Source organism: Burkholderia arboris, from assembly GCF_902499125.1.
Taxonomy (GTDB): Bacteria; Pseudomonadota; Gammaproteobacteria; order Burkholderiales; family Burkholderiaceae; genus Burkholderia; species Burkholderia arboris.
In genome coordinates, this window is the sequence record NZ_CABVPX010000008.1 from 173,596 (window position 1) to 186,176 (window position 12,581).

General features: G+C 65.8%; 11 protein-coding genes. 4 read left to right on the plus strand and 7 right to left on the minus strand.

Annotated elements, in window-relative coordinates; genetic code table 11:
- Nucleotides 1–7 precede the first annotated feature (7 nt).
- On the minus strand, nt 8–1,126 hold the full coding sequence (locus BLA15945_RS12525; RefSeq protein WP_059239366.1) for a branched-chain amino acid ABC transporter substrate-binding protein: 1,119 nt from the start codon (nt 1,124–1,126) through the stop codon (nt 8–10).
- A gap of 811 nt (nt 1,127–1,937) precedes the next feature.
- Between BLA15945_RS12525 and BLA15945_RS12530 the strand changes: the two genes are divergently transcribed.
- A complete protein-coding gene (locus tag BLA15945_RS12530; RefSeq protein ID WP_081051997.1) occupies nt 1,938–2,561 on the plus strand; it encodes a hypothetical protein in 624 nt (207 codons plus the stop codon).
- Between the two features lie 409 nt (nt 2,562–2,970).
- Here the strand turns inward: BLA15945_RS12530 and BLA15945_RS12535 are convergent, their stop codons facing one another.
- The 5 genes from BLA15945_RS12535 to BLA15945_RS12555 form a co-directional block, all read right to left on the minus strand.
- A complete protein-coding gene (locus tag BLA15945_RS12535) occupies nt 2,971–3,483 on the minus strand; it encodes an OmpA family protein (RefSeq protein ID WP_174992492.1) in 513 nt (170 codons plus the stop codon).
- Between the two features lie 87 nt (nt 3,484–3,570).
- Nucleotides 3,571–4,839 (minus strand): diguanylate cyclase domain-containing protein, encoded by a 1,269-nt coding sequence (locus BLA15945_RS12540; protein ID WP_059239360.1) that lies wholly within the window; start codon nt 4,837–4,839, stop codon nt 3,571–3,573.
- Nucleotides 4,836–5,534 (minus strand): YfiR family protein, encoded by a 699-nt coding sequence (locus tag BLA15945_RS12545; protein WP_174992493.1) that lies wholly within the window; start codon nt 5,532–5,534, stop codon nt 4,836–4,838. The genes BLA15945_RS12540 and BLA15945_RS12545 overlap by 4 nt, the downstream gene beginning before the upstream one ends.
- Nucleotides 5,535–5,814: 280 nt before the next feature.
- Complete coding sequence (locus BLA15945_RS12550) at nt 5,815–8,061, minus strand: xanthine dehydrogenase family protein molybdopterin-binding subunit (RefSeq protein WP_174992494.1); 2,247 nt, start codon at nt 8,059–8,061, stop codon at nt 5,815–5,817.
- Nucleotide 8,062: 1 nt separating this feature from the next.
- The gene (locus BLA15945_RS12555; RefSeq protein WP_059239354.1) at nt 8,063–8,557 is read right to left on the minus strand and encodes a (2Fe-2S)-binding protein; all 495 of its coding nucleotides are present in this window, start codon (nt 8,555–8,557) and stop codon (nt 8,063–8,065) included.
- 129 nt (nt 8,558–8,686) lie between these two features.
- Here BLA15945_RS12555 and BLA15945_RS12560 point away from each other — a divergent pair, with 129 nt between their 5' ends.
- Nucleotides 8,687–9,580 carry a LysR substrate-binding domain-containing protein gene (locus BLA15945_RS12560; protein WP_059239352.1) on the plus strand — a complete coding sequence of 298 codons (894 nt, stop codon included), beginning with the start codon at nt 8,687–8,689 and terminating at the stop codon, nt 9,578–9,580.
- 9 nt (nt 9,581–9,589) lie between these two features.
- Here BLA15945_RS12560 and BLA15945_RS12565 read toward each other — a convergent pair whose 3' ends face one another.
- On the minus strand, nt 9,590–10,480 hold the full coding sequence (locus BLA15945_RS12565) for a LysR substrate-binding domain-containing protein (RefSeq protein ID WP_059239350.1): 891 nt from the start codon (nt 10,478–10,480) through the stop codon (nt 9,590–9,592).
- A 242-nt stretch (nt 10,481–10,722) separates the two neighbouring features.
- Between BLA15945_RS12565 and BLA15945_RS12570 the strand changes: the two genes are divergently transcribed.
- Nucleotides 10,723–11,625, plus strand: a complete 903-nt coding sequence (locus BLA15945_RS12570; RefSeq protein WP_174992495.1) for an amidohydrolase family protein — start codon at nt 10,723–10,725, stop codon at nt 11,623–11,625.
- Nucleotides 11,626–11,659: 34 nt separating this feature from the next.
- Nucleotides 11,660–12,565, plus strand: coding sequence for an amidohydrolase family protein (locus BLA15945_RS12575; protein WP_059239348.1), 906 nt, complete (start codon nt 11,660–11,662; stop codon nt 12,563–12,565).
- Nucleotides 12,566–12,581: the final 16 nt, after the last annotated feature.

Genomic DNA, 12,581 nt, shown 5'->3' on the forward strand with positions numbered 1-12,581 from the left:
CTCCGTATTACTTGGCGGCGGTCTTCGTCGCGTCCTTGTGCCACGTGTAGACGACGAACTTGAACGCCTTCAGGTCGCCCTGTGCGTCATACGCGACCTTGCCGATCGGCGTGTCGAACGTCGTCTTGTGCATGTACGCGGCGACCTTCGTCGGGTCGGTCGTCTTCGCTCCCGCGATCGCGTCGGCGATGATCTTCACCGCTGCGTATGCCGGCATCTGGAACGGGCCGTTCGGGTCGCGCTTCTTGTCCGCGAACGCCTTCACGAGCGCCGCGTTGGCCGGATCGGCCGAGAAGTCGGCCGGCAGCGTGACGAGCATGCCTTCCGAAGCCGGGCCGGCGATAGCCGTCACGTCCTTGTTGCCCACGCCTTCAGGCCCCATGAACGTCGCCTTCACGCCCTGCTCGCGCGCCTGGCGCATCAGCAGGCCCATTTCCGGGTGATAGCCGCCGAAGTAGACGAAATCGACGCCTTGCGACTTCAGCTTCGTGATGATCGCCGAGTAATCCGAATCTCCGGCGTTGATGCCTTCGAACAGGACGACCGGGATCTTCGCGGCTTCGAGGTCCTTCTTCACCGACGACGCGATGCCCTGGCCGTACGACTGCTTGTCGTGCAGGACCGCGACCTTCTTCGGCTTCACGTTGTTGATGATGTAGTGCGCGGCGGCCGGGCCTTGCTGGTCGTCACGGCCGATCGTGCGGAAGATGAAGTGGCGCTTCTTGCCTTCGGTCAGCTGCGGCGCGGTGGCCGACGGCGTGACCATCACGATGCCTTCGTTCTCGTAGATGTCCGAGGCCGGGATCGTCGAACCCGAGCACACGTGACCGATCACGTACTTGATCTTCTGGCTGACGATCTTGTTGGCGACGGCAACGGCCTGCTTCGGCTCGCATGCATCGTCCATCATCACGACTTCAAACTTGTTGCCGCCCGCACCGCCCGCTGCGTTGATCTGTTCGATCGCGGTCAGCGCGCCGGCCTTCACCATGTCGCCATACTGGGCGACCGAACCGCTCATCGGACCAGCGATGGCGATCTTCACGGTTTCCGCTTGCGCGGCGGCGGCGCCGGCGGCGAACAGCACGGCGGCGACGGAAATGGACGTAAGACGGGACAGCGTCATCTGGGAGCTCCTCGATGTTGTTTAGTCATACGGGCAAAGGCGGCATGACTTGCGCAATCGAACAGCACCCGGGGCGAGGACATGGGACACGCCCGAGACACATAGAAGACGGAACTCCGGCGGAATGTTGCGTAGCGGGGCCCGGCTCTTGCAGTCCCCGAAGGGGACGTCTGGTTCGGAAAGACATCGTGATGCGTCTTGCATTGCGCAAGCGTTTCGCCTGCCCCGCTTGCCAAACCGCTTGATCGGAGGGATGGTCCGACAGCCGTTGGCAAGGCAGTCGAAATTATATGGGCGTTTTTAAATCGTCTGTCAAAAATGCCGGTCGACCGAGGGAAAACACGTAGGGAAGTTGTGACGGTCGGTAGCAATGACGGCGCAACCTTGAGGGCTGTGAGGCGGGGGCTGGGAGTGCAATCTGGTTGCTATCGGTGCAGGTTTCTTAGCGCTGTGCCTTGCCGGGATTGGGATTGGGTGATAGGCGATTTTGCGTGGCGTGGGTCGGGGAGGCAAAGGGTCGCATCGTCGTTCTTCAATCAGCTGATGACTGGTTTGGTGGGCACCATTGCAGTGCGTTGGGTGAAGTTGCTCAAGCCTTCTGTTTGCCGACGGTTTTCGTCGCTCGGAAAGGCGATCGTTATTAATATGAAATAATACGGATTCGCCTCTGCAATCCAGCCAGCCTTCCTGCGAGTCGCGCCCGCCGCGCCTCGCAGTCGCTTCAGGGCCGCTTCGACGCCCCTCCGTCGCCCAGCCGCCAGCCAGTGATCTGCCGTTTTGTTCAATGCACATCACCTGATTTGGATCGCTGATGAATCATTCCTTCTGCTTGTCTTCCGCCGCCGCGATTGCGTGTGCGTTTTCCGTTTCCGCCGCCGATGCGTCCGGGCGCGATACGCTGACCGATCGGTCGGCCGGGGCCAATGTGTTTCGCGCGGAGCGGCGTGCTGCCGCTCGCGATGACGGGCATGCGGCGCGTGTGAACCGCCGACGCGTGCAGTACGCTGCGCCGGTGAAACGTAGCCCGTTCGATACGCAGGATGCACGACCACTGCGTGCGACAAGCGATGCGCTTGTCGCATCGCCACCTTCGTTCAAACACGAACCCGATTTTGCCTTGCCCCCGAACCGCGTCGCACTCGGTGCGGGCGGGAACGATAGTCTGGGCCGCGCCGTGCCCGGGTATGAGCAGCGCGAGCAGAACTGGAATGAATACCTGCGAGCTAACGGCTCGCGCCCGGCGGGTAGTGGTGGATCGTATGCGCCGCAGCGGCCGTACGATGCGCCGCGTGGCCCGCATGGGGCGCCGAATCCATTCGATCCGTCGGTGCCGCAGCCCGAGACGCGGACGTTCTACGACAACGGCTCGGGGACGAAGTGCACGGCTACCGGCGGTGCGGGGACGTCGCGGTCGTCTTGCAATATCGGGTGGTGAGGTGAGGTGTTGGGTGGCTGCTATTGCGGCTGCCCACGTTTGATATCGCACCTGCCGGATCAAATCGCCATCGGCATCAGTCAATTCCTCCGGCCATTCCGACACATCGTCGTGGAAGTAGTAGACCGCATTCCGCGCGTCAGCGTCGCTCGCCGCCGACTTGTTCTGACGCGCACCATCGGCCGCCCCGATCCCCGTGACCCGCCCCATCGCGTCCGTTTCGCAGGCGGTCGACTGCCCGGCCGCATCCGTCACACGCGCAAGCGCACCACGTGCGCCATACCCGAACCCACAGTTAAAACCGACCGCATCGGAACATTCCAGGGTCAGGGCCAAACATGCCAGACCGCTTGCTGGCCGCGAGGCTTCCGCTTGCCGCCACGGCGCGCCCGCGCGCAGCGCACCTTCCTCACCGCGGCGAAACCACAATCGCCGCCCGCCGATTCTGCGCCTTCCCCGCCGGCGTCTTGTTGTCCCCTACCGGATCGAGTTTCCCTTTCCCGACAATCGCGATCTGCTTCGCATCCATTCCGACGTCGACCAGCTCGATCGCCACGACCTCTGCCCGCCGCCTCGACAACTCGAGATCGTATTTCGCCTTCCCGTCATCGTCCGAGTACCCATAAACCCGCACGCCATTGATCCCCGCCGACCTCAACGTCCGCCCGATCCGTTCGACGACCCGCCGCACATCCGGCTTCAGGTTGTACCGGTCGAAATCAAACAGGATCGGCCCGGTCGAACCGAACTCGAACCCCTGTCCAGTCTCCTGGAACCCGGCCGACTTCAGCGCCGTGACCTGCGTCTGCGTCAGCCCGCGATGAAGCGGCGGCGGCGTCTTGCAGCCCCCCAGCAGCATGCACAGCAGCAATGCGCTCGCGACGCACAGCCGCTCCATGCTCACAGGAAACGAGTGGTTCATTTCGCATCCCCCTCGAGTGCGCCCTTGTTGGGCGCACTTCTTGTCATTCGCTGCCGCGGCCTCGCCCGCAGCGCGAAACGTTAAACCTCAAGCCGACCCGACCACGCCCTCCGCCAGTTGCCACGAGCCCGGCCGCGCGCGCTTGGCGCGGTACATCGCGGCATCCGCCGCCCGCAGCAAGCCGCTCGCGTCCGATGCGTGATCGGGATACAGCGCAACGCCGGCACTCATCATGGTGGCCACCACTCGGCCGTCGGACAGCTCGATCGACGGCGCCATGCCGGACAAAATCTCGTCCGCGATCCGGCACACGCTGCCCGCTTCAGGCACCGCCGCCAGCATCACCGCAAATTCGTCGCCGCCGAGGCGTGCGACGAGATCGGCCTCGCGCACCTGCGTGCGCAGCCGCGACGCGATGCCGATCAGCACCGCATCCCCGGCATCGTGGCCGAGACAATCGTTGATCTCCTTGAAACGGTCGCAGTCGAGATACAGGACGGCGACCCGCTGCCCCGTCAAGGTGGCGTCGCACAGCGCAAGCGAGAGCCGCGACTCGAACTGCACGCGGTTGGGCAGCCCCGTGAGCGCATCGTGCGTCGCCTTGTGTTCGAGCGACGCGTTCTCGTCGCGCAGCGTGTTCTGCCAGTCCTCGAATTCGTCGAGCAACGCGTTGAAGTCGTCGCCGAGCTGGTTCAGTTCGGCGATCGCCGCCGGCTCGACCCGACGCGCGAACGCGCGCTCGCGCCGCACCGCATGCGCCACGCCTGCCAGCGCGCGCAGCGGCGAAACGATGTTGCGCAGCAAGCGCTTCGAGCTGACATACGCGCCGAACACGCTGACGGCCAGACAGCCCAGAATGCCGCCGACGCCGCCAAGCAGGAATCCGAAGAACTGATGTCCGCGTCCCTGCACGACGACGTGTCCGACGACGATGCCGTCGTGCATCACCGGCACGGTCACGGGCCCGGGCAGCGCAACGTCGGCGACGGCGCGTTCGAGCCGCGCGATCCCGTTTCCGGCAGGTAATTGCCACGTCGCGAACGGTTGCCCCTTGCTGTCGGTAACGACCACCTGCGCGACGTCCTCGTCGCCGGCGATCATCCCGATCGCCTCGCTCGCCGCGACGCGGTCGCCGAACACGAGCGCCGCCTCGACCGTATAACCGAGCGAGCGCGCCAGCAGGTTCAGGTTGTTGCCCGCATACGCACGCAACGCGATCACGGCGACGACGATCAACGACACGGCCGCCATCGTCACCGCGACGAATGCGAGGCGCAGGTGCGCGCGACGCAACACGCTTTGCAGCGTCGGGCGCGGCATGCGCGAAGCGGAAACGGGGAGCGCGGACCGCGTCATGGCGTCACCGGCCGTCGGGCGAGGTTGAGCACGTTCGGGTGCACGCGCACGCCGCTGCGCGCGACGGCGTCGAGGTTGATTTCGAACGACACGCGTTCGCCGTCGACGTTCAGGCAGAACATGCCGCCCGCGGTGCAGGACGGATCGTGTTCCGAAATCGTCAGCACCGGATGGCCGGCCACCGCGGTTCGCACCCGCGCGCGTTCGTCGTTGCTCAGCGTGCCGAGGTAGACGGCGTCGCACGCGATGCCGAGCGCCGGATCGTCGGGGCTCACGCGCTGCACGTCGACCAGCGTCGAGCCGGCCTCCAGCGTGTCGGTCAGGCCGCGCGCATAGTCGGGCCGGCCGGTGATGCACAGATGCAGCCGAACGGGCGTGGCCGGCCAGCGCGTGAAGCTGATGATGCCGAGCACGACCTGGCGCACGGTCGTGTCGTGTGACGAAACGGGAGCATTCGCGGGGCTTGCGGCGGCGGCGATCTGCACGGTATCGACCGGATCGTCCGGATTGGCGGGCGCACCTGCAAGCACGCCAGGGGCCGCACCGAGAACGCAAACGATTGCGAGCAACGCGTGGCGCAGCGAAGCGGTTCGGCCAAGACGGCCGCACACCGTACGCGCGGCGATGGCCGCCGAGTTCGCCGGCGTCGCTGCAGTCGCGAGACTGACAGTCGACGCGCACACTTTCGCATCCATGATGGCAACATCCGCTGACGTCGCTCTGGCGCTGCCTCCTGTCTCCCTCCGTGCGCGTGCAGGCACCGAATAACGCGCACGATTTCTTCATCTTAGGTAAAAATTCGGATGACCAAACAGTGGGAAACACCCGATAAAACGTCGGAAAGTATGTGGAATCGGTGCCGCCGTACGACGATGCCGGCGAATGCGTTTGCCGACGTCGATCCGGCGTCGACGTCGGCAGATTGATCAGCGGATTGGGTGCCCGCGCACGACAAACTTCATACGTTCCCGCACGCTACGCGATCGCCGACAGATCGAACGGCGTGTCCCGCAACCGCTTGCCCGTCAATCTGAACACCGCATTCGCGATCGCAGGCGTCACCGCCGGGCTCGACAGTTCCCCAACGCCGCCCGGCTTCGCCGGATCGCCTTGAACGATATGTATGTCGGTCTCGGGCATGTCGCTCATCCGCATCACGCGATACGTATCGAAGTTCGACTGCTGCACGCGGCCGTGCTTGAAATCGATGCGATCGGACGTCGCATGGCCGAGCCCCCACATCAGTCCGCCGTACAGTTGCTCGTCGACACCGGCCGGCGACACCGCGATCCCGCAATCGGCCACGCACGTGAGCTTCTCCACCGTCACCGCACCGTCCTTGCGCACGACTCGCGCGACCACCGCGACATAGCTGTCGTATGCCTGATTCGTCGCCACGCCGAGCGCAACGCCATCCGGCAACGGTTGCCCCCATCCTGCGCGCTGCGCGGCTTCGCGCAGCACGGCCGCATGGCGCGGCCGGTCGCGCATGTGCGCGAGCCGGAACTCGACCGGATCGCGCTTCGCCGCATGGGCGGCTTCGTCCATCACCGATTCAACGGCGAACACGTTGGGGATGTAACTCACCGCGCGAAACCAGCCGGTCGGCACACCCGTCTCCAGCCGGATCCAGCCGATGTCGCGATGCGGCGCCGAATACGCGAACTCCCACTTGGTCATCGCTTCTGTCGTGCTGAAATCCATCCGGTCGGTGCGCTCCAGGTAGCCGGGCTCCCATTGCTGCGGCGACGCGGGCATCACGCCGCGCAGCCACAGCGACGCCAGATTGCCCTTCGCGTCGAGTACCGCACGTGCGCGGTGGTAGCTCGCCGCGTGATAGAACAGCGCACGCATCTCGTCCTCGCGGCTGTTCATCAGCTTCACGGGCTTGCCCGTCTTCACCGCGAGCCAGGTCGCCTCGAACAGCCAGTACTTCGATTCGCGCGCGCCGAAGCTGCCGCCCGACACGAGTTCGTGCAGCGTCACGCGATGCGCGGGAATGCCGCCGATCACGTCGGCCGCTTCCATCGCGGTGGACGGCACCTGCAACCCGCCCCAGTATTCGATGCCGCCGTTGCGCGCCCACACGGTGATGTTGATCGGCTCCAGCGGATTCGCGGCCTTGTGCGGCATCGAATACGACGCCTCGATCGCGCGTGCGCCGGCGGCTTTTGCCTTCGCCGGATCGCCGTCGGCAATCGTCGGCACGACGCGCGCGGCGGGATCGTCGACCCACGCAGCCTGACGCGCGGCAAGCGTGCTGCTGTCGAACGTCGCGAACAGGCTGTCCTCCCATTCGATCGTCAGCGCGGCCTGCCCGCGATGCGCGGACCAGTAGTCGTCCGCGAGCACCGCGACGCCGGCCTGGTTGCCGCCGAGCACGTCGGGGCGCGGCGGAATCTGCAGTACCTCGCGCACGCCGGGAATCGCGAGCGCGGCCTTCGTGTCGACGCTGCGCACGCGGCCGTCGATCATCGGCGCGCGCGTGACGACCGCGACCAGCATCCCCGGCAGCGACACGTCGATGCTGTACGGAAACGACCCGTCGGCCTTCTGCGCGGCGCCGCGCTTCTTGCGCAGCTTGCCGATGTAGCGGAACTGCGCGGGGTCCTTCAGCACGACATCCTTCGGCGCCGGCAACTGCGCGGCCGCTTGCGCGAGCGAGCCGTACGTCGCGCGGCGCCCGCTCGCGGCATGCAGCACGGCACCGTCTGCCGTCGTACATGCAGAGGCGGGCACGCTCCATTGCTGCGCCGCCGCTTCGACGAGCATCGCGCGCGCAGTCGCGCCCGCACGCCGCAGCCGGTCGTACTCCATCGCGACGCTCGTGCTGCCGCCGGTCGAGAACACCTTCCACAGCGGGTGAATGTAGTCCGCGAAGAACGGATCTTCCGGCGTGATCACGTCGACGCGGAACGGGTCGACGTCGAGTTCCTCGGCGACCACCGCCGCAAGCGCTGTGCGCGTACCGGTGCCCGAGTCGTGCTTGTGCACGACGAGCTTGATCGTGTCGTCGGGCAACACGCGCACCCACGCATTCGGCTCGAATTCGCCGGCAGACGGATGCGGATCGCCGCTCACGTTCTTGCCGGCGGCCATCGCATCGGGCAGCCGGAAGCCGATCGCGATACCAGCTGCGAGCAACGCGGAACTCTGTTTGAGAAAACGCCGGCGCGGCGTGTCGTCGGTACCCGGCGTATCCGGTGCGTGATCGTTACGCATGTCACGCCTCCTTCGCGGGTTCGGCGGTGGCCTTCGACGCCGGATCGCCGGAAGCGGCACGCTTGATCGCGCGATGAATGCGCGCATACGTGCCGCAGCGGCAGATGTTGCCCGACATCGCCGACACGATCGCCGCGTCGTCCACCGGTTGCCCGCCCTTCAGCAACGCTGCCGCCTGCATCAGCTGGCCCGGCTGGCAATAGCCGCATTGCGGCACGTCCTCGGCCACCCACGCGAGCTGCAGCGGATGACGCCCGTCCGGCGACAGCCCTTCGATCGTGGTCACGTGCCGCCCGTTCGCGGCGGCGGCCGGGATCAGGCACGCGCGCACGGCCTGCCCTTCGAGGTGCACGGTGCACGCGCCGCACAGGCCCTTGCCGCAGCCGAACTTCGTGCCGGTGAGCTTGAGCCGGTCGCGCAGCACCCATAGCAACGGCATATCCTCCGGTACATTCTCGAGCGAATGGCGTGTATCGTTCACGACGATGTCGATCATGGGCGGTCTCCTGATTCGCATTCATGGGGTGGGCCCGCGTCCGTGGCGCGGTTTCGGAGCATTATCGAAACGCGATGTGCGGGTGCGCCAGCGATCATTTCGTCGAATCCCTGTCAGTCGGACTAACAGATGCTCAAGCGATACCCTTCGATCCAGTCGATGCAGGCGTTTCTGCAGGCCGCGCGGGTCGGCAGTTTTTCCAGCGCGGCGCGCCAGCTGGCGCTCACGCACAGCGCGATCAGCCAGCAGATCCGCTCGCTCGAGGAATTCATCGGCCAGCCGCTGTTCGCCCGCGCCGGCGGCCGCGTGATCCTGACCGATGCGGGCACGCTGTTCGCGAACCAGTTGTCGGACGGGCTCGAACAGATCGATCGCGCGCTGTCGTCGGTGAAAGGCCGCACGACCGGGCCGTCGCTCCGGCTCGACGTCGATCCGGAACTGATGCAGGGCTGGCTGCCCGCGCGGTTGCCGGAACTGATGCGCACGCTCGACGGCACGACGCTGACGGTCCTGTCCGCGCCGCGCCACGACCGCGATGCATTCGATCGCGTCGATGTTGCGCTGCGCTATGGCTACGGGGAATGGGAAGGTGTGGACAGCGCGCTGGTCTGCCCCGACCGGCTGACCGCGATGGCCGCGCCGGCGCTGCTCGAACGCTACGGGCTCACCGCGCCGCTCGCGCCCGAACAGGTGCTGGAGCTGCCGTTGCTCGGCTATACGAAACGGTCGTGGATTCCGTGGCTGGAAGCGGCCGGGCTCGAGCCCGTCGAACCCGAGACGATCGCGGTGTTCGACAACGCGGCGGGACTCGTCGCAACGCTCGCGTCAGGGCTCGGCGCGGGATTGGTCCGTGGCCTGCTCGCGGCCGACGCGCGCCGCGACGGCCGGCTCGTCGAACTCTGCACGATCGCGATTCCGACGCACTACAACCTCCATGCGATCTGGCCGCGCGAGCGGCACGCGCGCGTGAAGCCGCTGATCGACGCAATCGGTGCGCTGGTCGCGCAGTCGCTCGCGCCTTGACCGGCGTGGTCAGGCCGTGAATCCCGCCGCGACCTCGCGCACGGTTTCAAGAAACGCACCGAGCACCGCCGACGTATCGTCCGCGCGGTAGCGCGCCTGCAGCGACACTTCCAGCTCCGGCGGCAACAGCGGCACGAACGTGACGCCGCCCGTCGAAATCTGCCGTGACGACGCAGGCAGCAGCGCGACCCCCAGCCCTTCACGCACCAGCGACAGCAGCGTATGGACCTCGACGACCTCGTGCGCGATTTGCGGCGTGAAGCGTGCATCGACGCAACTCTGTTGCAGGAAACGCGCCAGTTGCGAGTGCCGCAAGCCGAACGACACGAACTGCTCTCCGGCCAGCTCGCCGAGCGCGATCGCATCGCGTGAAGCGAGCGGATGGCCCGGCGGCAGCACGGCCACGGCGGTTTCCCGCACAACGATCTCGCTGCGGATCGACGGATCGTCCTGGAACAGCCGGAAGAAACACACGTCGAGCCGCTTCTCCTTCAGCGCGTCGATCTGTGCGGCCGGCGTCATCTCGTGCAGCGACCAGTGCACGTGCGGATGGCGTTCGGCGAACACGCGCAACGCGTGCGGGATCGGCGCGACCATCGCCGAACTGATGATGCCGACCGCCAGGCGCCCCACTTCGCCGCGCCCCGCGCAACGCGTGAGGTCGATCGCGCGATCGAACTGCGCGACGATCAGCGGCACCTGCTCCTTCAGTGTTTTCCCTGCCTCGGTCAACTCGACGCGATGCTGCGAGCGCACGAACAGCGCGGTGCCGAGCTGCTCCTCGAGCAGCCGGATCTGCTGGCTCAGCGGCGGCTGCGAGATATGGAGCCGCGCGGCCGCGCGCCCGAAATGCAGTTCGTCGGCCAGCACCGCGAAGTAACGCAACACACGCATATCCATATCGCAAACGTATCAAGAGCGTCAGTAAAAAATATTGTACAGAGCACATACGGCTTGTGACACTCGGTCCCAAGCAGCAGTGCACGTCGCAGTGTGTCACTCGATGCCGGCGAGGGGAAGGCGCGAAAAAAAAGCGCCTTGCAAAGGGCCGCATGAATCCGACCGACCGGGTCGCTTCATCGACGTGCCTGCCCGCGATCCGGCAACCGGCTTTTCCGGTTCCTCTCAAGGAGATCGAGTAGATGATCATCGACACCAGCTGTTACCCGACGAATCTCGTCGACCTCGCGTGGCGTCACGACGGCCCGCCGTTCACCGGCGAACGCCTGATCGAGACGATGAACGGCCCGTTCCTCATCAACGGCAAGCCGCGCCGCGTCGACAAGGCGTTCATCCAGCCGCCGCAAGGCAACACCATCTATACCTATACCGACGGCGAAAAGTCGGGCACCGAATCGATCGACGCGTACATGGCGTACACGGTCGAGATGGTGCGCAAGCACCCCGACCGCTTCATCGGCTGCTTCGTGTACAACCCGCGCTGCGGCGTGGAGAACGGCGTCAACGCGATCGATCACTACGTGCGCAAGTTCGGCTTCAAGATGGTGCAGTTCCAGGCCAACATGCACGCGTACCGGCCCGACCGCGCGCTCGACTGGCTGCGCCCCGCGCTGAAGAAATGCGCGGAACTCGGCGTGCTCGTGAAACTGCACACCGGCGACGGCCCGTACAGCATCCCGACCGAGTGGGTGCCGATGATCAAGGAATTCCCGACCGTCAATTTCATCATGGCGCACTTCGGCGTACAGACGGGCGGCGTCTACTGCTTCGAGCCGTTCCAGCTCGCGATGGATCTGCCGAACGTGTACTGCGAATCGGGCTGGTGCCTGCAGTCGCGCATCGTCGAATTCGCGAAGGTGCTGCCGAAACACAAGATCCTGTTCGGCTCCGACACGCCGCCGAACGAACCGGGCATGTGGCTGCGCCTGCTCGAAGTGCTCTGCTTCGACCCGCCGCAAGGGATGAATCTCGACGAGGACACGCTCGAGGATTACCTCGGCAACAACACCGCGCGAATGATCGGCCTCGAACCGACGCCCGCGCCGCGCACCGTCGACGAAGCGAAAGCGTTGCTCGCCGCGTGACGCGCGCCCCTCTCCCCCGATTCCGGAGCATTGCATGATCATCGATACGCACCTGCACCCGACCAACCTCGTCGACGAGGCGTGGCGCCACACCGGCGAGCCGTTCACCGGCGAACGCCTGCTGAAGATGATGGACGGCCCGTACATCATCAACGGCAAGCCGCGCCGCATCGACATGGGCTTCATCCAGCCGCCGCCGGGCAACACCGGCTATCGCGACGGCAACCGCCGCGGCCGCGACGGCATCCGCGACTACATGGCGTATATCGCCGAACTCACGCAGAAGTACCCGGACCGCTTCATCGGCAACTTCACGTACAACCCGCGCTGGGGCCCGGAAAACGGCGCGGCGGAGCTCGAATTCCACATCAGGGAATACGGCTTCAAGATGGTGAAGCTGCACGCGAACATGCACGGCTACCGGCCCGATCGCGCGCTCGACTGGCTGCGCCCCGCGATGAAGGTCTGCGCGAAGTACAACATCGTCGTGCTGATCCACACCGGCGACGGGCCGTACACGATCCCGACGCAGTTCTACCCGATCATCCGCGAGTTTCCGATGGTGAACTTCATCATCGGTCACTTCGGCATCCAGACGGGCGGCAACTACTCGTTCGAGGCGTTCTGGATGGCGATGGACACACCGAACGTGTACTGCGAATCGGGCTGGTGCTACCAGTCGCGCATCGTCGAGTTCGCGCGCGAGCTGCCGCGCAACAAGATCGTGTTCGGCACCGATTCGCCGCCGAACGAACCCGGCATGTGGCTGCGCGAACTGGAGATGCTGTGCGGGCCCGCGCCGCAGGGGATGGATCTCGACGAGGACGGCCTCGAGGACTACATGGGCAACAACATCGCCCGCCTCGTCGGCATCGAGCCGACCAAGCCGCCGAAGGATCTCGACGAAGCGCAGAAGCGCCTGACGTCGACCTACCTGTAGCGCGCCGGCAGCCGGA